This is a genomic window from Hyphomonas sp. ske169 (assembly GCF_056850855.1).
The window spans coordinates 2,935,558-2,956,534 of sequence record NZ_CP096146.1 but is presented as its reverse complement, the minus strand read 5'-3'; the positions used below and the strand labels follow the sequence as shown (position 1 = coordinate 2,956,534).

Genomic DNA, 20,977 nt, shown 5'->3' with positions numbered 1-20,977 from the left:
TCCTTGAGCGCGAAGAACTTAATTAGATTTGGAGCCTTCGTCGCCTTCGGCAACCACTGTGTTTGTTCCAAAGATTTTACCGTTCAAGACCGGCATCGCCGCGCCGTTTGGATCAACCGGCGGCTGAACCTCGCTGAACGACATCCGCAAGCGTAGTTCCGGCTCTAAATCGGTTGGTTCAAAGCTTTTATACGCAGCTTCGATGAGGTCCGTGACGTGTTGATCGCGCGAGCGCGCGGTTGATCCGCCAAACATAATTGCGACCACTCGGCGGCCGCGACGCTTCGCACTGCTCATCAAGTTAAAACCAGAAGCTCGAGTGTACCCGGTCTTGATCCCGTCAACGCCCTCAACGCTGCCAATCAGGCGATTATGGTTCTTATAAGTTGACCGACCCCAAGAGAATTTCTTGTTTGAGAAATAGCCATAATAGTCCGCATGATCCTCAAGTAGGCGTTCGGCCAGAACCGCCATATCGCGCGCCGTCGACAGCTGCTGCGCGTTTGGCAGTCCGGACGCATTTTTAAACGTCGTGCTTTCCATGCCCATGGCTTTGGCTTTCGCCGTCATCAGCGTGGCAAATCGGGCTTCAGTTCCGCCCAATCGCTCGGCGACCACAACCGCAACATCATTAGCTGATTTAGTAATCAGGGCATTGATCGCTTGTTTTGTTGTAATCGTCGTGCCCGCGCGCAGCCGCAGTGAAGATGGCGGCTGTTTCGCTGCTGTTCGCGAGACCGGAAGCTTTTCGTGGAGCCGAACTTCGCCCGCCTTCATCGCATCGAACAACATGTACAGCGTCATCGCTTTTGTCAGGGATGCCGGATAGCGCGGGGCATCAGCGTGACGCGCGTGTAAAACCTCATCGCGCTCTAAATCAACAACGATGGATGCATATTTCTCGGCGGTCGCGGTGGGCGTAAATCCAAGCGTAAACGTAGCCGCAGCAACAAGGGCGGATTTCGCGAAAAGCGCTGGGATATCGAAACGCATACGGGGGATCTCCAAAAATCGGCTGCCCCGGGATCCCCGAGGAAACTCTAGGATCAATTCATAAGGTTAGCTACAGGTAAATGCACATGGCATTTTTGTTAGGATTTGCGGGCCAAATCTTACCAAAATTATAATTTTGTGCGGCGCACAATTTTTTGTTGCATGCGCGAATGTTTCGCGTATATTCCGTAAGGTTAAATCGATAGGATCTGATCATGACGGCTGCGACCTCCTCTCCCTTCTCTTTCCCTTTCAGCGCTTTCAATCCCGAGGCATTTTCTGGTATCTTTCCAGAAAGCGATTCGATGAGCGCTTTAGCTCGTGGCGCGATGGAAGCATCAACAGCAAGCACCCGCGCCTCCGTGAAAGGCATGCAGGACGCAGGCCAAACCATGATGGCGCATTTCAAAGAACAAATGAGCCTGTCTGTTGAGACGGGTAAAAAACTGGCAGAAGCTGGCTCGCTCGAGGATGCGATGACGATCCAAACGCGTTTTGTGAAGTCTGCCTTTGAAAACAATCTAAAAGGCTTTAGCGAGCTGTCGGAGCTTTACACCGAAACCATGCGCGACGCGTTTTCCCCTATCGCTCGCCAAGCGAAGAAAGCGGCGAAAAACGCTAAAACGGCTTAGGCGCTCGCTTTCAAACCAAAAATCTATTGAAAACCAGGCCGAACAGCCTGGTTTTTTGCTGCTTGGTCGCTGACAAAATGGTTTTGGGCATGCACAGTCACGCCCATGTCAGATTTCATCAATTTCAAAACGCTAAAGCGTCCACCGAAGCCGAATACGTGTTTGGTCGCTCCCGACAATCATTGCCTAGCCTCCGAGCCGGACTTCGCCGCCCCAGACCTTATGATGACGGGCCGCGGTCTATTCTCGAAACTGAGTGAGATCATTGCCTCGGAACGCAGCTTTGGAAAAGTCGAGTCGGACGCCGATGCGCTTCGCATCAAATTCGTCGCCACGACCGGCCTGATGCGGTTTAAAGATGACGTGGATATTGAGATTATTCCAAACGATAATGGACGCGCGACCTTTGCCATCTATTCCCGCTCACGGGTTGGCTATTCAGATCTTGGCGCCAATCGCAAACGCGTCACAAAAATAATTGAGCGCGTGACCGCAAATTGATCAAATTCAGGCTTGATCCTTTAGCGACGCAGCGTCAGTCTACACAAACCCAAAGGAACACTTATCTTCTAGCTCATGTCTATCAGAATTGACCGCATAACACTCTCAGATCCGGAAGGCCCACAAGGCCCGAACGATCCTGGCAGAGATGATGATGGCGGTCTTGGAATTGCCACCAAGACTCGCGTTCGCACCAAAAAGCCGAGCATGTATCGCGTCTTGATTCTGAATGATGACTATACGCCGATGGAGTTTGTGGTTCTGATCTTGGAACGGTTCTTCAATAAGAGCCGAGAACAGGCAACGCGGATCATGTTGCACGTTCACCAAAAAGGGGTCGGCGTCTGCGGCGTCTACACCTACGAAGTGGCAGAGACAAAAGTTGCGCAAGTCATGGATATGGCGCGTCGAAACGAACACCCGCTTCAATGTACGATGGAAAAAGAGGACTAGGAGAATAAAATATGCCGAGCTTAACCCCTAGCCTTGAATCAGCCCTCGAACGCGCCCTCACCGCGGCGGGCGAGCGCCAGCACGAATACGCAACGCTTGAGCACTTGCTGCTCGCGCTGACCGAAGACGAAGACGCGGTCGAAGTGATGAGCGCCTGTAAAGTCAATATTCCAGACCTAAAATCCGCGCTTGAGCAATATATCGACGAAGACTTATCCAGCCTGATCACAGACACGCCGTCTGGTCGGGTCCAGCCAACAGCGGCCTTCCAGCGTGTGGTGCAACGCGCAGTCCTACATGTTGAGAGCTCTGGTCGTGACGAAGTCTCTGGCGCCAATATCCTAATCTCAATCTTCTCAGAGCGCGAAAGCCACGCGACATACTTCCTGCAGGAGCAGGATATGACGCGCTATGATGCGGTAAACTATGTCAGCCATGGCGTTTCTAAAGTGCCGGGCCAAAACCGCCCATCGACACCGCGCGGTGCCGAACAAGAGGAAGCGCCGCCAAACGCACCGCAAAGCGAGGCGCTGGATGCGTATTGCGTCAACCTCAACGAAAAAGCCAAACAGGGCAAAATCGATCCCTTGATCGGTCGCCAAATGGAGATCGAGCGCTGTATCGAGGTTCTGTGCCGCCGGGCGAAGAACAATCCGATCCTGGTCGGCGATCCCGGCGTGGGCAAAACCGCAATTGCGGAAGGCCTCGCCCGCATGATCGTCAATGGCGAAGTGCCGGAGATCTTGGATGATGCCACGATCTGGGCGCTTGATATGGGCGCGCTTCTGGCCGGCACCCGCTATCGCGGCGATTTCGAAGAGCGATTGAAAGCGGTCATGAAAGAGATTGGCGAGCAGGACAAAGGCATTCTCTTTATTGATGAGATTCACACCATTATCGGCGCCGGGGCGACGTCTGGCGGCGCGATGGATGCTTCGAACTTGCTTAAGCCGGCGCTTCAGAATGGCGAAGTTCGCTGCATGGGCTCGACCACATTCAAAGAGTATAAGCAGCACTTCGAAAAAGACCGCGCACTATCGCGCCGGTTCCGTAAGATTGATGTCGTCGAGCCAAATGTCGAAGACGCGGTGAAGATCCTCACCGGCCTGAAGTCGACCTTCGAAGACTTCCACGGTCTGCGCTACACCAATGACGCGATCCGCTCTGCCGTCGAGCTCTCGGCGCGCGATATGACCGATCGCAAACTACCGGACAAAGCCATCGATGTGATTGACGAAGCGGGCGCCACCCAGTGGCTGGTTCCGGCCAGCAAGCGGCGCAAGACCATCGGTGTCAAAGAGATCGAAGCGATCGTAGCCAAGATTGCGCGCATCCCGCCCAAACAAGTCACGAAAGACGACGCGCAAGCGATCAAATCGCTTGAGACCGATCTTAAACGCGTGGTCTATGGCCAAGACGATGCAATCGACGCCCTGTCGAGCGCGATCAAGCTGTCGCGCGCCGGATTGCGCGAACCGAACAAGCCGATTGGCTCTTACCTGTTCACCGGTCCAACTGGGGTCGGTAAGACAGAAGTCACGCGCCAACTCGCCTCTATTCTCGGCGTCGAGCTTCACCGCTTCGACATGTCAGAATATATGGAACGCCACTCGATCTCTCGCTTGATCGGCGCGCCTCCTGGCTATGTCGGTTATGATGAAGGCGGCCTCCTCACCGATGCCGTGATGCAGCACCCGCATTCTGTTGTCCTGCTCGACGAGATCGAGAAAGCACATCCGGATCTGTTCAACGTTCTGCTGCAAGTCATGGACAATGGCACCCTGACCGACGCGAATGGTCGCAAAGTCGACTTCCGCAATGTCATCCTAGTGATGACCACGAATGCGGGGGCCTCGGATGCTGCGAAGAATTCCATCGGCTTCGGCCGCGGCCGCAAGGATGATGAGCAAGAAGAGGCGCTCAAGCGCCTGTTCACGCCGGAATTCCGCAACCGCTTGGACGCTGTCATCACATTCGGCGGCCTGACCCCGGAGATTATCGAGCGCGTGGTCGAGAAGTTCGTTCTACAGCTCGAAATTCAGCTCGCGGACCGGAATGTCACGATTGAACTGGCAGCTGGCGCGCGCGATTGGCTCGCCAAACGCGGCTTCGACGCCGAATTCGGCGCCCGTCCCTTGGCCCGTGTGATTTCTGAGCATGTAAAGAAACCGATGGCCGAGGAATTGTTGTTTGGAAAACTCGCCAAAGGCGGCACGGTCAAAATTGGCCACGACAAGAAGAAGGACGAATTGACCTTCAAATATGTCGAGGACAAGCCAGCGAAGCGCAAGCCAAAAACCCCTGGCAAAGGCAAGCCTGAGAAGGTTTAGGGAGCAAGAAAACCCCGCTCCCGAGTCTTTCCTAGATGATCAAAGCCGACTCGGGCGCGACGATGAGATGCGGCACTCCATCACTCGTCTTCGCCCAAGAGATCCCCTCAGGGGATACGAACGCCGTCACACGTTGCCGATGCGCGGAGAAACTCTCCCAGTCCACGACGTCGACGGGTTCATCAAAGTGGATCGTCACTTCATAGCCCGAGCCAGCCTGCAGCTCGCGGACGCCATGAATACGGCCTGAAAAATTGCGTTTCAAATATTGGCCACTGACACGTTCGCCAACTTGCCAGCTCGTTTCGGGCGCGTTGGAGAGGCGAGCGGAAGCGGTGTTCCAGTCTCGGAACCCCATCTCTCTCGCCACCACTTCTAGAGCTGCAGCGAGGCTCATGTTTGGGCCGTTTTCAGCTTTAAGTGTTCGGTCGCGCGCTTTGGCTTGCACGCGGGTATAGATATGCGAGGTCATCGCAAGATCCTTTCACAAGTCCTATTGGTCACGCAAAGGGCGGGGCTCGCATTGCCGCCAGACCAGATGTGAAAAGGTCTGCGAAAAATCCAGCTAGGCTGGGAGGACTTCACCCCGGACAATCCGTCCAGCGAGCGGCAGGCGCCTCAACCGAGGGCGGCATTTGCCCGATCGCGGTCGCGAAGTCAACCAACACGCTCGCGTATTCGCGTCTAAGACTTTTCTGGAACCTCTTCCATGATCTCCATCATCCGGTCATGAAGGTCTGCTTCCCAGGACTCAGCACGCTCTCGAACCCGGGCCACATAAGCCTCATTCTCATGACCCGGAATGTTGATGTCATAGACATCCGCCACTTCAATCATAGATTGCTGATCCATCTCGTGGAAAGCGTCTTTCATCTGCTCTGCGGCCTCGCGCGACGTACCGAGGGCTTCAAATGCTGAGCGGCCGATGCGCAGCGACGCGTCATAAGTCTCGCGAATAATATCGCGGCAGCCATGCGCCCACAACTCATAAGTGTGATGCCGATCCACCGCACGCGCGATCACGTGCAGGTTTGGATAATTGCGGGTGGCATATGAGACGAGTTCAGTGATCTGGTGCTTATCATCAATGGTGACGATCAAGAGCTTCGCCTTCTCAATCCCGGCCGAGTGCAACAGGTCCGGCCGCGTTGCATCGCCGAAATAAGCATGACTGATCCCAAACTTGCGCAAAATATCGAGCTGTTTGGCGCTATAATCGATGACGGTTGAGGAATAGCCTGCGGTCCGCAGCATACGGTCGACAATACCGCCGATCCGCCCACGCCCGGCAATGATAATGCCGTTTTCTTCTTCAATCTCATCGGCTTCTGATTCCTGCCCGCGCGCATAAATATTGGCGACGATTTGATCGTAGAGAATGAACAGCAGAGGCGTGATCAGCATGGATAGAGCGACCACTAAGAGGAGAAGGCTCGCGATCTGATCCGGAAGGATGCCATTTGAAGAGGTAAAAGCGAGCAAGACAAAGCCGAACTCGCCAGCTTGCGCCAGGCCCAGTGTAAATAGCCAGCGCTGCGCTCCGCGGATTTTGAATGCTGTCCCGAGCAGGAAGAGCACGGTCGCTTTGAGCGCCATTAGTCCCATCGTCATGGAGATCACGACGCCAAAATTCTCGGACAAGAGATTGAAATCAATTCCGGCCCCAACTGTGATGAAGAACAGGCCGAGCAGGAGTCCCCGGAACGGGTCGATGTCAGATTCCAGCTCGTGCTTGTATTCGGAATTGGCGAGAACCACTCCCGCGAGGAAAGTGCCAAGCGCTGGGGACAAGCCAACGAGCGTCATTAGAAGCGCGATCCCAATCACCATTAGTAGAGCCGTGGCCGTAAACAGCTCGCGCAAATTGGCACCCGCCACGAAGCGGAACAGCGGCCGCGTCAGATAGTTTCCACCTAAGATGACAGCAGCGATCGCGCCTAATGTCACAAGCATGGTCTGCCAGCCATTCAGACCTTCCACCAGGCTCAGGGAGTGGCCATGTTCGTCGCCGCCACCAGCGGTCAGTTGAGCCGTCTCAATGCCAATGACATCCGGAAACGCGAGCAACGGAATGATCGCCAGCATGGGTATGAAGGCGATGTCTTGGAATAGCAAAACCGAAAAGCTCGCTTGCCCGCCGTCGCTTTTCATCAGACCTTTTTCGTTCAAGGTTTGCAGCACAATCGCCGTCGATGAGAGCGATAGGATCATCCCAATGATCAACGCTGTGTTCCAGGATTGCCCAAACGCCATCGCGACTGACATAACCAGCGCCATTGTCGCGAGGACCTGTCCCCCGCCGAGCCCTAAAAGGCGCGTTCGCATTTGCCAGAGCAGTTTGGGCTCGAGCTCCATGCCGACCAGGAACAGCATCATTACGACGCCAAATTCGGCAAAATGCTGGAGCGAAACCACATCCACGCCGAGCACGCCCAATATGGGAGCAATCGCAATCCCCGCGATTAAATAGCCGAGGACAGACCCTAGCTTTAAGCGCGTCGCGATGGGCACTGCGACAATGCCAGCGACCAATAGAATAAAGGCGAGCATCAGAAAATCAGACATGGAACAGCCCTCAACAGCGGTTAGTTGGCTCGATATAGACGGATTTGCTTAGAATGCGACCGCATAGAACTTATTCCACATTTGTGCCGCGATCTGATGCTTGTTCTCGGTTCAGGTTATGATCTAGATTGCGGCGCGTAGGCGTTGGAAGGTGGACGCATGTTTAAGTGGTTTCTTGGGGCATTTGTCGTAATCGCAGCAGCGGCAGCAGCAGCCTGGTGGTGGCTTAACCGGCCATTGGTTTTGCGTCACCCAGAGTTCGGGACTGATTGCGCCACGCTCGTCACGGGCGCGAATCTCAATCAAAAGGTTGATTGCGTGCGGGTTTGGTATGGCACCAATCGCGAATTAGCGCTTGTCGCAGACTCCCAAAACCAACCAATGAGAGATGTGATCGGCGGCCTTGGAACGCCTGACGAGCAATTGCATTTGGGCCGCGCAGATGTGTGGCTGCCAAAACTCGTCGAGGAAGGCGGAAGCCGCGCCTTAGGCGAGACCCCACACGCCAAAGGCGCAGCCCCCACAGAAACAGATAGACTGGCGGAATATGTCTTTCTGACCCGGATCACGACGAGCGGCAGAGAAACCTTCACGTCGACCTTGCAAGACGCCATTGATCAAGATGCGATGGATTCCATTCTGCTGTTCGTACACGGATTTAATGTGAAATTCGACGACGCACTGGTTCGCGCGGCGCAGCTTTCAAATGACCTTTCTCGCAATCCCAATTTCGATGTCGGAACGCCGGTTCTGTATAGCTGGCCATCCGCGGGCGCCCTCTCCCTCGCCGATTATCGCAGCGATCGCGAAAACTCTTTGGGTGCGGCGCCCTATCTCGAACAATTCCTAGATGTTTTGACCGAGGATATCGATGTCAGCCGGATCAATATCATCGCACACTCAATGGGCAATCGCGTGCTGACCAAAGCGCTTGAGGATTATGCGCGTGACTATCTCGAACGCCATGATCGCGGCGATGAGCTAGAGTTTAGAATCCTCCTCGTCGCCGCCGACGTGGAGCGCGACATCTTTGATGCCGCCAATGGTGTTTTCGACAACCTCGACGCGAATGTCACGATCTACACATCAGACACAGACCGGGCGCTACATGTCTCTGGCTTGGTCAATCAGGCTAAACGCTTGGGCGATACCGACACCAACAAGCCCTATATTCGGCCAGTCCAGAATTATCAGACGATCGATGCGACTGCTGCCACTACCCAACTGTTTGGGATAGGGCACAATTACTATTCGGATAATCCGACCATCCTTTGGGACATGATGTGCACCATCGGGGAGACGGATCCGCAAGACCGCGCGCTCGAAGTGGCGCGGTTTGGCGACTTGCCAGACGGCGAGCAATATTATCGCGTGAACACGACGCTCTCGCCAAAAGATCAGGCCTGTAAGCTGCGCCGCACAGCCTACCCAACGACACAGCCGGTGCCGGAAGATACGGAGCCAAAAACAAGGTCTATGTCTCCGCCAGTGGCAATGAAGGAGGAGCCAGAAGCGATCGTTGCACCACAAGCCCTCGCATTCATGGATTTCTTCTATGTTGAGGACTATGACGATCTCGACCTGACGCCTTATCTGCCGATCTTAGAGCGCACACTCGACAGTGATGCTGAGATCGAATCGATTGCCATTCGTGCCTTCTCAGACACAGTCGGAACCGACGCTGAAAATCTCGCCCAGACCCAGCGCTATGCTGACGCCGTAAAAGCTTGGTTTGTCAGCCGCGGTGTGGATGCAGACCTAATCACGGCGACCGGTCTAGGCGAAAGCCAGCTGAATATGGAAACCGGGGATGAGGTTGATCAGCCGCTCAACCGGTTTGTTGAAATCGAAGTTCTGAGCGCGCGCTAGGTCCCGGCCTTATCGGCAACCACACGAAAGCCGAGTGAACGGTCCCGGACGGTGGCCCGATAGCGAGCGCGGTTTGCCGGACGATGTTCTGCCGCATCCAGTCGAAACGATCCGCCTTTGACCACGCGGCGACTGCAATCACCGGTTGTGACGGCCTGGCCATTGGTCGGCGCGTCGGCGTGATTATTGATATAGCAATCGGCGACCCATTCCCGCACATTTCCGAGCATGCCGGAGAGGCCGAACGGGTTCTCTGGCAGCGCAGAAACAGCACGAGTTTCACCTTGTACGACCCCTGCCCCAGGATAATCATTGCCCCACCAGAACAGGGTTTGGGTGCCCGCGCGGGCCGCATATTCCCATTCCGCCTCGCTCGGAAGACGGAAGCTCGCATTGGCTTTGGTGCTCAGCCAGTCAGCATAAGCTGATGCATCGCTCCAGCTAATGCCGGTCACTGGGTGCCCATCTTCCCCACCGCCTTGCGCAGGGCGGCAGCCGCCATCATTGACACAGACCTGCCATTCGGCGCGCGTAATTTCCGCTTGGCTCATCCAAAAACTGGCGACCGTCACTTCCATGACAGGGCCTTCATTGCCCGAACGTCCGCGCTCATCTTCAGCGGACCCGAGTACGGCGCTGCCACCCGGAACGCTGATCATGTCAGGACACTCCGCGCAGGCGAGTATTTCTGGTTCCGGCGGGCTCGGCTTTGTCGTCCCGGCCTCCCCGTCTTGCATAGCTTGCAACCCAAACCACGCGCCGCCGCCCACCACGACCAATCCGCCCAGAAGGATTGGCACCAGCCCAGAGGGTTTCTTTTTCTGTTTAGTCGCGGGTGCTGGCGCAGTTGGTTGAGCTGCCGATGGGGCGGGTGCAGCGGCCGCGGGTTTCGGCGCCTTTTTGGGTTTGGATTTAGGAGGCGGCGCTGCGACTGGTTTTGGATCGACGGGTGCCTCAGCCGCGCCCGCACGGGCTTTTTCAAGCGAGCGTTGAACGTCCGCCGCAAACTCTTTCCAGCGCTGATCTTCGCGATCCCCGGACCATCCAATCAAGTCTGCGGTCTGAACAAGCTCAAACATAATCGGGCGCTCGGCGTCCTCGATCATAACCGGCACAAGTTCGCACTTTCGTTGTCCAAGCGTCGCTTCCGCACGCACCCATTTTGATTGCACTGAGGTTTCCGACCAGAGCACGATCACAACTTGCGCATCGCGCAACATGGTCTCTGTCACCTCATCATAGGTTTGACCCGCTCTCAGGATTTTGTCCCACCAGACAGAGAAGCCTTCGGCCTCGAGCGCTTCCGCCATGGTTTGTGCGATCGGCCTATCGGCACGGCTATAAGAAAGAAATATGTCTGCCATCGTCCCTACCTGCTCCCAATCGATTGGGTTAACGCGTCCACACATCTCAGGAGTGGCATAGAAACTCTCCAAGCGAAAGCGATTAGTCAGGTTTTGCAGACAATCGACGCTGAAAAACCCATTATCTTACAGATATTAAGGAGGATAATGTGTTGCATCTTATCAGCCTTATGTGTTTTCTCACATGACGGGATTTGAGGGTGCGGAAGAATGAGTTTTAGGTTCAATGACGAGCTCTTGCTGTCGGAAGCCGACCGCGCTCTGGCTCAAAAAACCTTCCCGAATGTCTATTTCGCGCTCGACCATCCAGAGCTCCGCGAAGAATTTGGGCGCGTCGACGCCATCGCCGTTCGGGCCAAAAACACGTCCCAGCGGATTGGGTTTGCGGCGCTGATTTTCGCGACGCTCTCGTTGCTGACCTTTCCGATTGAGCCGATTGTGAAGGGGATTTGGCAGAACACGGATGAGTTCCAAACCATGTTCAGGTATCTCACCATTCTCGGCGCCATTATTGGATTTCTGGCGCTGATTTTTGGCAATCTCGGCCTCGGATTTGGCAAGTTTAAGCGGAATTGGCTGCAGCAGCGTTTGATCACCGAACGGCTGCGTCAGTGGCATGCGCAATACCTTATTGCTCACGCCACAGAGATTGCGCGCATTGCGGGCACGAGAGAAGGAAAAGAGGACTGGCTGTCAAAGCGATCCGTCGCGTTTCAGCGATTCAAGCGCGGCTTTGTCGACCAAATTGGCAGCGAATACGCAAAGTACACAATCTCATCTGCAGCGTCTTTTTCTGGACAAAGCGTATCTGACCCAAAGGCGCGAAACGCGTTTTGGATAGACGAGGCGTGGGCAACGGCCGCTGCTTCTAAGCCCGAAAAGGCGCACCAAGACAGTTTGAAAGAAGTGTACCAGGCTTATGAAGAAACGCGGATGCGGGGGCAGATCCAGTACACAAATTATGTCCTATCCGCCGACGGCAAATTCCTATCCTCCCCGGCCAAGCAAATCCACATTCTGGGCAATCTCAGCTATGTCTTAGTCATCCTCGCCTTCATGGCCAATTTCGCAGCGCTGATCAGCGCGCTCTGGCCGCAACCGCTTGAGGGGTGGGCGAGCGTGTTGAGCTCACTCGCAATCGCCTTCGCCATCATCGCCGTGGGTGTCAGAGCAACGCTAGAAGGCCTGCGTCCCGAACGCGAAACCCGTCGAATGCAATTTTATGCCAGCGCCCTCAACCATTCCCGTACGAGTTTTGAGTCCGCCCGCGCACACGGCAAACGGATGGAAGCGATGAGCATGCTCGAGCGCGCCTCCTATGATGAAATGGTCGAGTTTGTGAGCTCTAATGAGCAAGCGCGATTTGTACTTTAACCGGCGCCACAGGTTACGGCGACGTCGTCATCGGCGGTGAGGTAGTCTGCCACACGGTAGGGTTCGTCGGTCGCCAGCAAAGTCAGTCCACCATCGACGAGATCCTGAAACTCGCTGAGATCGCCGTCGGCAATGTATTGGTCATCCAGACGCTCACCTGGCCGGCCGAGCGTGCCAAAGGCGGCTTCAATCCCGCGGCGACCAATCGCCTGGAAGGCGCGCGGGTTTGGATTGCGGGTCCCGAGCCAGGCCACAACATTTTCAAAATTGACGCCCGCTGCTTCCAGCTCATCTTGGTGGTCTTGGCTGTCGAGACCCGCCGTCATCATCAGATCCGGCGCCAAGCCAGCAACCTCAATCGCCTGTTGGTCATTATAGGTGATCAGAACCACGTTGTTCTCCGCGCCCGCGGCTCGGACTTGGCTGATAATATTGCGGAAGCTGGTGGTTGGCTTTTTATCCAGCTCGACAATCGCGCCGCTTTGCTTGGCCCATAGCAGGACGTCAGACAGGTTTGGCGGCGTGAAACTAGTGATTGCGCCACTATTGTCTTTGAGGTTCAGCCTCTGAATCGTCTCCCAATCAGTGTCCGCGACAGGGCCATCGCCGGTTGTCGTCCGTCCGAGCGAACGGTCATGCATTAAGAACAGAACACCATCGCGGCTTTCCGCGACATCGATTTCATGGATGAGCAAGCCTTGGCTCGTCGCATATTCCAGAGTCTCCAGCGCGTTTTCGGGATAGCCAGGGGCTGGCCCGGCGCGGTGAGAGGCGATCAACACCCCGCCTGACTCGCGCACGCAATCGAAGAATGCCGGCAATGGTCCGAGCGCTAGACCCGTCCCCGCTTCTGTAGGTGTAGATACCGTCTCAGCCGCGCCATCAACTGCCGGAGGGCCAAATTCCGTTACCTCAGGCTGGCAGGCACTAAGCAGCAGTCCTGCTGCCGCGAGCGATGGGAGGAGAGATTTCATCAATAAACACTTTCGATTCTTGCCGATCAATGCTGGGCAACCTACAACACTCTGTAGGCCCTGTAAGGGGCGAAAAAACTACAAATTTATGGAGGAAACCGATGCAAGGCATCATGCAGGACTGGCAACTGACCAGCAATAAAATTCTCGAGCACGCGCAGCGTATCAATCCGACCCGCGAAATTATCACACGGCGCGTCGGCGGCGCGATCGTTCGCACATCCTATGGCGAGCTGTTCGACATGTCGAAACGCGTGTCTGGTGCTTTGATCGAAGCTGGCATTTCACTCGGTGATCGCGTTGCCACCCTTGGCTGGAACTCTGCTCGCCACATGGCCGCTTGGTATGGCACAATGGGCATTGGCGCTGTCCTGCACACGATCAATCCGCGCCTCCACCCTGAGCAAATTGCTTGGATCGCCAATCACGCCGAAGACAAAGTTATGATCTTCGACATCACGTTTTTGCCAATCCTCGAAGCGGTGAAAGATCAGCTGAAAACCGTGAAGACGTTCGTGATTTTTGCGGGCGCAGACGACATGCCGGAAAACTCGCTCGGGGCTATAGCGTTCGATGAATGGATCGCTGGAAAGCCTTTGACCGCGGGCTGGGGCGACTTCCCAGAAGAAACCGCTTGCGGCCTTTGCTATACATCAGGCACCACAGGCAATCCCAAAGGCGTGCTCTATTCGCACCGCTCTAACGTTCTGCACACGCTGATCACCATGTCGAAAGACGCGATGGGGATGGGCGCCGATGATGTCGTGCTGCCAGTTGTTCCAATGTTCCACGCCAATGCTTGGGGCTTGGCATTCGCCTGTCCAGCGACGGGTGCCAATATGGTCATGCCTGGCGCGCAAATGGATGGTGCCAGCATTTATGAGCTGCTCGACACTGAGAAAGTAACGATTACCGCAGCCGTCCCGACCGTTTGGCTCGGCCTGCTCACCTATTTGCGTGAGAACAATTTGAAGCTGCCGCACCTGCGCAAAGTTCTGATTGGCGGCTCAGCCATTCCTGAGGCTATCTTGCGCGCGTTTGAGACTGAATATGAAGTCGACGTGATCCACGCTTGGGGCATGACAGAGACCAGCCCGCTTGGAACCCTCGGTTCGCTGCCACCGCATTTGCTCGATGCCGATATCGACACGCGTATGGCGCAAAAGCTTAAACAGGGGCGCCCACCGTTTGGCGTTGAGCTCAAAATCGTCGATGACGAGAACAAAGACCTACCATGGGACGGAGAGACCGCCGGGCGCCTCGTGGTTCGCGGTCCTGCCATTGCGGGCGGCTATTTCAAAGGCGATGGTGGCAATGTCCTCGACGAGAATGGCTTCTTCGATACCGGCGATGTCGCGAACATTGACCAATATGGCACGATGCAGATCACTGACCGCGCGAAGGACGTCATCAAGTCTGGCGGCGAGTGGATCAGCTCGATCGATATCGAGAATATCGCGGTTGGCCATCCGAAAGTCGCGAACGCTGCGGCGATTGGTATTTACCACCCGAAATGGGATGAGCGCCCGCTTTTGATCATCCAATCCGCACCCGGCGAAGAGCCTTCAAAAGAGGAAGTCCTCGCCCAGCTGGAAGGCAAAATCGCCAAATGGTGGACGCCAGACGATGTTCAATTCATCGAGGAAATCCCGCTCGGCGCGACGGGCAAAATCAACAAGCTGAAGCTGCGTGAAATCTTCAAAGACTACAAGCTGCCGACAGCTTAAGAGGCAGTGATGCAAACCATAGCTTTTATCGGCCTTGGCAATATGGGGGGTGGCATGGCCGCCAACCAAGCCAAGGCCGGGCGCACAGTGCGCGCCTTCGATCTGTCAGACACCGCGCTCGTTAAGGCGTCCGATTCAGGCTGCATGGCCTGCAGTTCTGCCGCAGAAGCGGTGCAAGGCGCAGATGCTGTGATCACGATGCTGCCGGCCGGTAAGCACGTTCTCAGCGTTTATGAGAATGACATTCTGCCGATGGCGGCTTCAGGCGCGCTGCTGGTTGATTGCTCAACCATTGATGTCGACAGCGCCCGCAAAGCAGCAAGCCTTGCGCAGGCCGCTAATAAGAGCTTTCGCGCAGCAGATGCCCCCGTCTCAGGCGGCACAGCAGCAGCCGATGCGGGCACACTAGCCTTCATGGTTGGCAGCGCCGACACCGACTTTGCGGATGTCGAAACCGTGCTCGAGCCGATGAGCCGCGTGACCATTCACGCGGGCGACAGCGGGGCTGGCCAAGCGGCGAAGATTTGCAATAATATGCTGCTGGGTATCTCAATGATCGGCACGTGTGAGGCGTTTGCTTTGGCAGAGCGTTTGGGCCTTTCGGCGGAGCGCTTTTTCGAGATCTCAAGCCAAAGCTCAGGGCAGAACTGGTCCATGACCTCCTATTGCCCGGTCGAAGGCGTCGGCCCGGCTTCGCCTGCTGATCGCAATTTCGAAGGCGGTTTTGCGACCGATATGATGCTGAAAGATCTGCGCCTCGCGAAAGAAGCTGCGATATCGAGCGGCGCGGTGACGCCCATGGGCGGGCATGCTGAAGCGCTCTATGCGCTCCTCTCCGAGCAAGGCCTCGGCGGCAAGGACTTTTCTAGCGTGATTGAACTGCTCGCCAAAGGCACCGTTAAATAGCGCGTTCACACGCCATAAACCTAAAAGCTGCAAGCTCTCAAAGTTAATCTTGTCTGCCTTAAACCAGACGTAATTTAGCGAGAGACAGCTTGTCGATGACGCTTTTCCTCAGCCTGGCTTTTCCTCTGATCACTGGCAGCGGCCCGATGGACGAAGCCTTGCGCGCGACCGAAGCGCCTGAAACGCTGCGCGCCGCGTTTACTGTGGAAATGACCAGCGCCAAAGCCAGCCGGACCTACACCTACGATCCGCGCGAGCCGGACGGTCGACGGTGGCAGCTGGTGCTTGCATCGGGCGAGGATGGCGACTTAGACCAAGCCGGCGCCGCCTGGGGCGCGGAAATTGCGCCAGATGGACGACTGTTTCCTGATGATCTCCGCGCTAGCCTCGGAACCACAGTCTATGTCGACGATTTCGACGACGCCTGGCGTCTCAAATTCCAGCACGCGCCTTCCGCGAATGACAGCGCGCTGGATGTTTGGGCGACGCAGCGCCTGCAGGCCGAAGCCTGGCTCGAACCTAAACAAGGTCATTTTTTACGGATCGACTACACCCTCCCCCGTCCGGTTCGCGGGCCAAAAGGTGGCCGTCTGACAAAGTTCCAACAATCCTATTTGCTTGAGACCGAGCCCGAATGGGGCCTCACTTATATTTCGCAATTTGCGCTGAATTTCGAAGCGAAAGCGCCGTTTCGAACGATCCGCCAAAACTACCGCGCCGTGATCACCGATGCGACCTTCTTTTTCGCAAGCCCGGCGCTGGAACAAGAATTCGTGTCGGCCAAATTCACGCCGCCGATCCCGCACTGAATTTCGTCGCAGAAGAGTGGTTGCAGCCTGGCCGAGCGCAGTGTAATGACCCCGCTTCTAATGGTTCGGTAGCTCAGCTGGTTAGAGCGCACGACTCATAATCGTGAGGTCGGGAGTTCAAGTCTCCCCCGAACCACCATTTACCCTCTTGATTTTCATTACTTTTTATCTCAGCAAGCATCAGCTCGGATATTGATCTGTAACGCAATTGTAACGCAACCTCCGTGAGAAACGTATCGATCGCTGCTGTCGATTTAAAAAGGTAGGATGGGTCAAACGGTGCGTAGATCTCGGTCGTGCTCACATCCGGCGATTTATGACCAAGTTGAGCAGCGACTTCCCAAGCTGGAACACTGCTCTTTCTGAGCCACCGAGCCATTGTGTGTCGAAGCCCGTAAGGTTGAACAGCATCATCTAACTCAGTCGTCTTCCGCAAAGTGCGCCACGCAGTTCGAATGCTCTTTACCGGCCCACCTTTGAATTCGATTACGTGACCGGTTTTGGACAGTTCATGCTGCTTAAGAAGCCAGGGTTTCAAAGTTTGGGGGATCTTTACTTGAGGTCGAAACTTGAGCGTTTGCTCTCGCCCCTTCGGATTCAGGTCGATCAGTTCGTTACGAAAGTCGATTTGACTGAATTTCAGATCTAAGATCGCCCGGTTTCTCGCGGTCGCGGAAAGCATCAAGATGATGAACGCTTTCAGGTGATATTCCGCATGGTCGATCAGCATTGCAACTTCCTCGACTTCCATCGGGCGACCCTTCGGCGGTGGCGTAGGTACTTTCACCAACTCGATGTATGGGACAGAAGCGATCTCTCCCCGCTTCCAAGCCCAATTCAGTGCAGCTTTTCCAATCGTCAGGATTTGTCGAATGCTGTTCTTGCTCAGCCCCAATTCTTGTTCGAGATACATCCGAAACGCCTGTTGGCGGGCGGGAGCGCATGCTTCCTTGACTGTAGCTGTCTTGTGAAAGTCTAACCAATATCTCAGATATCTTTGAACGTTGTCAAAGCTGCGAAGCTTGGATCCGTATTGTTCGTAATAGCGGGCAAAAAGTTCTGCTAACGTAGCATCCTCAGGCTGCTCTTCGGTTTTTGTGTGAAAAAGCACAAACCAATCTGTTAGTGCTTGCTTGGCCTCGTCAAAATCCGATGTGCCGAGGCTAATGCGGCGTGTTTGTCGAGCTTCGCTGTCAAACCACGTTCGGTACCACGCTTCACTCTTGGGGCGCTTCGAAAGCCAGAACTCTCCGATTTGGAACGGTTTGTCAGAGTTGTATCTGGGCATGGTGCGCTCTCCACTGCATTGAGTAGGCATTGAATCAACTGAAATCCAAAAAAGCAAATCTTTCTGGGCGAAACGCGGACAAACTCAATTTCACCGCTGGATCGGAGCCTCCTCAGAGACACAACAGAAAGATCCAGAGCTTTCGCCGCCTCCTTCTCGGAATACTTGCCATACAGGTCCAGCCCCTGAGCCTCTGCCATTCGGTGATGAAACTTCGTTAGCTCCGGGGGCTCCAGCATCGATGTTACTCCGCCGCCACTGGCTGCTGTTCGATCTGCAGAAAATCGTCTTCATCGAACACAGCATCTGCGAGCGCTTCGCCGAGCAGCTTTCGACCCGAGTTTAGCCGGTCAGCAATGAGCGCTCTAAACCCTTCCACAGCGGAAGACGCCCGCGCTTTGGCGGCCTGTTTTTGTTCCCCAGTCATGGGCGGCGCAAATGCATGCTGATACCAGACCTGCATATCAACCATCTCGATGACGGCATTTTGCTCGCGTTCAATTCGAGCCAAACTTCGGATCATCTCATCTTGGCGTTTGATGAGGGCCGCGTCTCGTTCGTGCTGGATCGAGATTGAAAAGTAAGCGTTCAGTGCGTCTTCGACAACGGACGATTGTGTCATGCCTTGCTTCTTTGAGAGCGCAACGACTTTAGCGTGCACGTGGGCAGGCACGTATGCGACTAGGCGAAGTTTCATCAAATCAGCCCAACCAGATTTGTGTAATACTCTACTTTCATAGAGCTAAGTCTGCCGATTGAGACATCGCCTCGTCAAGGCTGAAAATCGTGAAAAATCGTGAACTTTAGTGAGCCTTTACAAGAACTTGCCGGCATTTGCGGTGACTTGCCGGATTTTGCCGCCATTTGCAATCCGCGCAATGTTAAAGAGGCGCTCCAACGACGCCTAAGCATACGAAAATCACCATATCTTTGAATCGAACGCGAATTTCAAAACCAGATTTCGCGTTTCAGGAGAGTAATTTCCGGTCTCTTGAATACGCGCTTAAGAGTACCCGTCGACTAGCGGCTGAGACCTCTGTTTCGCCCAATTGTCCAAGCAATATCTCTCGTACGCGACATCGTAATCTCGATGGGACGAGCTCTCAGCTTCTCCAGACTACGCTTCCACGGCACAAGCGAAAACTCGCGTCCACGATCGATGACCGCAAACTTTGCATGCTCAGTCTGGTGGATGCGTTTGAACGTCCCTTCGACCCGATCCCCAGGCTGTATTGCGCGATAGGTAAGGCCCGTCTCTTTCGTGATGTCCAAAGACGCATGAAGCATGCCTTCTTTTTGGAGGAGCTTTAGATGATCATTGTTCAGCTCTTTGGCGTCTCGGTCGCTCACAATCTCGCGCTGGAAGTGACGCTTCATGCGCTCATCCATCGCCGATCGAACATCTCCCCCAAGACCGGCGCCTCCAAGGGGTTCAACTGCTTGGCCAGCGAGCTGCTGATCTAGCCACGTTTCACCGAAAGCGCGGACCTGGCTTTCAAATACCCTACCCTCCACCTTGCGGACGATGTTGGGAGAACGGTTTGCCGCTTTCCCGAAATGCTCATCTACGCGGTCAATGAATTCTGGCCCGATTGAATAGGCGGTTCCATGAAATCGCTGCACGAGGCCTGCACGTTCCAAAGCGGCGATGCGATTCCTGATCATCGCTAAGTGTTTCGCGCTGACGTTAGGATCAGATTGCTTGTGATTTGCGAGGCTACAGATCCCGCGGTTTTGAGCAGCCACATCGATAATCGTTTGATCCATTCCAAGCGCACCGGGAGACCGTGGTTTGATCTCGAGCATATCACCTGGATTTAGATCCTTTGGGTAACTGGTTCCAAGATCGAAGTGATGCACGCGTCCATCTAATCCATCGACGATGGCGTATCGTCGATCCATGAGCTCATCATCGTAGCCGATTTTTAGAAGGCGCCCATGAACGGCGTTACCATACTTGAATGGCCCCTGTTCGTGGGCGCTGATTCTATCCAGTCCGGCCCTTCGAACAGCGCGCTCAATTCGTACGGCTATCGTGTCGGAATTCTCCAGAGCATTGAGGGCGACATCGAGCTGATCATCCACGCTCCAGACCCCGCTAGATTGGTGGCGCGCAAGCCCCATGCTTCTAAGCGTGTGTAATCGCTTCTTATAGTGCGGACGATTGCGTCTTAGGTTGTCTAAATTAACCCCGCCATTGCGATCCATCTCCCGCATCAAGATGCGGTCCATCCGCGTGACTTTTCTGAGAGCGGTTTCTCGCTCGAGTTTGGCAGCAAGTTCAGGCTCGGTTTGCAAGCCAAGTTTGCGGGTAAGAAGCGCGCTGCCGCGTTCTCGCATTTCATGCGAGAGATAATCTTTCGAGATGACGAGATCTTTCCCATCATCGCGCTTCCCGCTCATCACAATATGCGTGTGTGGATGCTCAGTGTTAAAGTGATCGACCGCAATCCAATCGAGCTTGGTTTCAAGATCGATTTCCATCTGAGAAGCCAGGTCCCGAATTAAGGGCTTTAGTTCTTGAAGTTTTTCGCCATCTTCAGGTGAGATAATAAACCTGAAATGGTGACGCTCATCAGCATGCTCCTTGAGCCATTCTTGGCCATCGATTCCCTCGCTCACATCATTGTAAAATTCTGCGGGTTCTTTGTCCTTACCTGCACCGTCTCTTTCTAAATACGAAATGTGGGCTCGCTGCGATCCCACCCCGCTCCCGGACAAGCGATGGACGCGAGCCTTGATCATCACGCGGCGCGCTCCTGCAAACGCGGTGGATCGGCCACCACCCCCAGTGTTGTTTGAACGCTTACGCGCGCCCTTCAGGTAAGCCTTCATGCCCTTTGATTTGAAACTGCCTTCTGACCGGATGTGTCCGAGCTTTGGCTGGAAGTCGAAGTCGCTATCTCCGCTCATGGCATGCACCATGTAGCGCTGAGCAATCGCCCATCAGTATTGAGAGTTTGGACAAGATAGTGCCAATTGTGCACCAATGCGCCCCTAAATCCGACTCGCGCGTATTTACAGTGGTGACGGGCGATCGAGAGATTTGAGCGACTCGCATGGTTGAACGATATGACTCGCGTCAAAGCCCCACCCCCATTGGCAATCTGTGTCTGTCGGACACAGTTGCTTTTATCTTGCGTTACTCCGCTCTTTGTCCCTACCCTTTCTCCTGCTCGCAAATGACAGATC

16 protein-coding genes, 1 tRNA gene and 1 pseudogene are annotated in these 20,977 nt (G+C 54.9%); 10 read left to right on the top strand and 8 right to left on the bottom strand.

All coding sequences use genetic code 11. The features are described 5' to 3' along the window. Window positions 1-18: 18 nt before the first annotated feature. Window positions 19-993, bottom strand: a complete 975-nt coding sequence (locus tag MY069_RS14420) for a D-alanyl-D-alanine carboxypeptidase family protein (RefSeq protein ID WP_482794482.1) — start codon at window positions 991-993, stop codon at window positions 19-21. A gap of 305 nt (window positions 994-1,298) precedes the next feature. Here MY069_RS14420 and MY069_RS14415 point away from each other — a divergent pair, with 305 nt between their 5' ends. The 4 genes from MY069_RS14415 to clpA all read left to right on the top strand — a co-directional run bounded on the left by MY069_RS14415 (window position 1,299) and on the right by clpA (window position 4,909). Beyond that, complete coding sequence (locus MY069_RS14415; protein WP_482794481.1) at window positions 1,299-1,625, top strand: phasin family protein; 327 nt, start codon at window positions 1,299-1,301, stop codon at window positions 1,623-1,625. A gap of 105 nt (window positions 1,626-1,730) precedes the next feature. Further along, a complete protein-coding gene (locus tag MY069_RS14410; protein WP_482794480.1) occupies window positions 1,731-2,126 on the top strand; it encodes a DUF1499 domain-containing protein in 396 nt (131 codons plus the stop codon). 75 nt (window positions 2,127-2,201) lie between these two features. After that, on the top strand, window positions 2,202-2,579 hold the full coding sequence (clpS, locus tag MY069_RS14405) for an ATP-dependent Clp protease adapter ClpS (RefSeq protein ID WP_482794479.1): 378 nt from the start codon (window positions 2,202-2,204) through the stop codon (window positions 2,577-2,579). 11 nt (window positions 2,580-2,590) lie between these two features. Then, complete coding sequence (gene clpA, locus MY069_RS14400) at window positions 2,591-4,909, top strand: ATP-dependent Clp protease ATP-binding subunit ClpA (RefSeq protein ID WP_482794478.1); 2,319 nt, start codon at window positions 2,591-2,593, stop codon at window positions 4,907-4,909. Window positions 4,910-4,940: 31 nt separating this feature from the next. Here the strand turns inward: clpA and MY069_RS14395 are convergent, their stop codons facing one another. Then, window positions 4,941-5,381, bottom strand: a complete 441-nt coding sequence (locus MY069_RS14395) for a glyoxalase superfamily protein (RefSeq protein WP_482794477.1) — start codon at window positions 5,379-5,381, stop codon at window positions 4,941-4,943. Between the two features lie 212 nt (window positions 5,382-5,593). After that, window positions 5,594-7,474 carry a monovalent cation:proton antiporter-2 (CPA2) family protein gene (locus MY069_RS14390; protein WP_482794476.1) on the bottom strand — a complete coding sequence of 627 codons (1,881 nt, stop codon included), beginning with the start codon at window positions 7,472-7,474 and terminating at the stop codon, window positions 5,594-5,596. A 159-nt stretch (window positions 7,475-7,633) separates the two neighbouring features. Here MY069_RS14390 and MY069_RS14385 point away from each other — a divergent pair, with 159 nt between their 5' ends. After that, window positions 7,634-9,343 (top strand): alpha/beta hydrolase, encoded by a 1,710-nt coding sequence (locus tag MY069_RS14385; protein ID WP_482794475.1) that lies wholly within the window; start codon window positions 7,634-7,636, stop codon window positions 9,341-9,343. On the opposite strand, the gene MY069_RS14380 is transcribed toward MY069_RS14385, so the two are convergent. Continuing rightward, entirely contained in the window at window positions 9,340-10,707 is a 1,368-nt protein-coding gene (locus MY069_RS14380) for an SUMF1/EgtB/PvdO family nonheme iron enzyme (protein ID WP_482794474.1), read from the bottom strand. The genes MY069_RS14385 and MY069_RS14380 overlap by 4 nt on opposite strands. A 210-nt stretch (window positions 10,708-10,917) precedes the next feature. Between MY069_RS14380 and MY069_RS14375 the strand changes: the two genes are divergently transcribed. Continuing rightward, window positions 10,918-12,081, top strand: coding sequence for a hypothetical protein (locus MY069_RS14375; RefSeq protein ID WP_482794473.1), 1,164 nt, complete (start codon window positions 10,918-10,920; stop codon window positions 12,079-12,081). On the opposite strand, the gene MY069_RS14370 is transcribed toward MY069_RS14375, so the two are convergent. Continuing rightward, window positions 12,078-13,055: a glycerophosphodiester phosphodiesterase family protein gene (locus tag MY069_RS14370; RefSeq protein WP_482794472.1), complete on the bottom strand. Its 978-nt coding sequence runs from the start codon at window positions 13,053-13,055 to the stop codon at window positions 12,078-12,080. The genes MY069_RS14375 and MY069_RS14370 overlap by 4 nt on opposite strands. A gap of 101 nt (window positions 13,056-13,156) precedes the next feature. Between MY069_RS14370 and MY069_RS14365 the strand changes: the two genes are divergently transcribed. From MY069_RS14365 to MY069_RS14350, 4 genes are all read left to right on the top strand, one after another. Further along, window positions 13,157-14,782 (top strand): long-chain-fatty-acid--CoA ligase, encoded by a 1,626-nt coding sequence (locus MY069_RS14365; protein ID WP_482794471.1) that lies wholly within the window; start codon window positions 13,157-13,159, stop codon window positions 14,780-14,782. A 9-nt stretch (window positions 14,783-14,791) separates the two neighbouring features. Further along, window positions 14,792-15,688: a 3-hydroxyisobutyrate dehydrogenase gene (gene mmsB, locus MY069_RS14360; RefSeq protein WP_482794470.1), complete on the top strand. Its 897-nt coding sequence runs from the start codon at window positions 14,792-14,794 to the stop codon at window positions 15,686-15,688. A gap of 95 nt (window positions 15,689-15,783) precedes the next feature. Further along, window positions 15,784-16,497: a hypothetical protein gene (locus tag MY069_RS14355; protein WP_482794469.1), complete on the top strand. Its 714-nt coding sequence runs from the start codon at window positions 15,784-15,786 to the stop codon at window positions 16,495-16,497. Window positions 16,498-16,559: 62 nt separating this feature from the next. Next, a tRNA-Met gene (locus tag MY069_RS14350) sits at window positions 16,560-16,636 on the top strand. A 153-nt stretch (window positions 16,637-16,789) separates the two neighbouring features. Here the strand turns inward: MY069_RS14350 and MY069_RS14345 are convergent. The 3 genes and pseudogenes from MY069_RS14345 to MY069_RS14335 all read right to left on the bottom strand — a co-directional run. Continuing rightward, window positions 16,790-17,248, bottom strand: a pseudogene (locus MY069_RS14345) (tyrosine-type recombinase/integrase); the annotation flags it as partial. A gap of 781 nt (window positions 17,249-18,029) precedes the next feature. Next, window positions 18,030-18,482 carry a hypothetical protein gene (locus MY069_RS14340; RefSeq protein ID WP_482794468.1) on the bottom strand — a complete coding sequence of 151 codons (453 nt, stop codon included), beginning with the start codon at window positions 18,480-18,482 and terminating at the stop codon, window positions 18,030-18,032. 323 nt (window positions 18,483-18,805) lie between these two features. Continuing rightward, window positions 18,806-20,698 carry a DUF3363 domain-containing protein gene (locus tag MY069_RS14335; protein WP_482794467.1) on the bottom strand — a complete coding sequence of 631 codons (1,893 nt, stop codon included), beginning with the start codon at window positions 20,696-20,698 and terminating at the stop codon, window positions 18,806-18,808. Window positions 20,699-20,977: the final 279 nt, after the last annotated feature.

What these genes read in the sequence shown, in the direction of transcription:
- MY069_RS14420 (WP_482794482.1), bottom strand. Translation starts at nt 993, where the DNA reads ATGCGTTTCGATATCCCAGCGCTTTTCGCGAAATCCGCCCTTGTTGCT.
- MY069_RS14415 (WP_482794481.1), top strand. Translation starts at nt 1,299, where the DNA reads ATGAGCGCTTTAGCTCGTGGCGCGATGGAAGCATCAACAGCAAGCACC.
- MY069_RS14410 (WP_482794480.1), top strand. Translation starts at nt 1,731, where the DNA reads ATGTCAGATTTCATCAATTTCAAAACGCTAAAGCGTCCACCGAAGCCG.
- clpS (WP_482794479.1), top strand. Translation starts at nt 2,202, where the DNA reads ATGTCTATCAGAATTGACCGCATAACACTCTCAGATCCGGAAGGCCCA.
- clpA (WP_482794478.1), top strand. Translation starts at nt 2,591, where the DNA reads ATGCCGAGCTTAACCCCTAGCCTTGAATCAGCCCTCGAACGCGCCCTC.
- MY069_RS14395 (WP_482794477.1), bottom strand. Translation starts at nt 5,381, where the DNA reads ATGACCTCGCATATCTATACCCGCGTGCAAGCCAAAGCGCGCGACCGA.
- MY069_RS14390 (WP_482794476.1), bottom strand. Translation starts at nt 7,474, where the DNA reads ATGTCTGATTTTCTGATGCTCGCCTTTATTCTATTGGTCGCTGGCATT.
- MY069_RS14385 (WP_482794475.1), top strand. Translation starts at nt 7,634, where the DNA reads ATGTTTAAGTGGTTTCTTGGGGCATTTGTCGTAATCGCAGCAGCGGCA.
- MY069_RS14380 (WP_482794474.1), bottom strand. Translation starts at nt 10,707, where the DNA reads ATGGCAGACATATTTCTTTCTTATAGCCGTGCCGATAGGCCGATCGCA.
- MY069_RS14375 (WP_482794473.1), top strand. Translation starts at nt 10,918, where the DNA reads ATGAGTTTTAGGTTCAATGACGAGCTCTTGCTGTCGGAAGCCGACCGC.
- MY069_RS14370 (WP_482794472.1), bottom strand. Translation starts at nt 13,055, where the DNA reads ATGAAATCTCTCCTCCCATCGCTCGCGGCAGCAGGACTGCTGCTTAGT.
- MY069_RS14365 (WP_482794471.1), top strand. Translation starts at nt 13,157, where the DNA reads ATGCAAGGCATCATGCAGGACTGGCAACTGACCAGCAATAAAATTCTC.
- mmsB (WP_482794470.1), top strand. Translation starts at nt 14,792, where the DNA reads ATGCAAACCATAGCTTTTATCGGCCTTGGCAATATGGGGGGTGGCATG.
- MY069_RS14355 (WP_482794469.1), top strand. Translation starts at nt 15,784, where the DNA reads ATGACGCTTTTCCTCAGCCTGGCTTTTCCTCTGATCACTGGCAGCGGC.
- MY069_RS14340 (WP_482794468.1), bottom strand. Translation starts at nt 18,482, where the DNA reads ATGAAACTTCGCCTAGTCGCATACGTGCCTGCCCACGTGCACGCTAAA.
- MY069_RS14335 (WP_482794467.1), bottom strand. Translation starts at nt 20,698, where the DNA reads ATGAGCGGAGATAGCGACTTCGACTTCCAGCCAAAGCTCGGACACATC.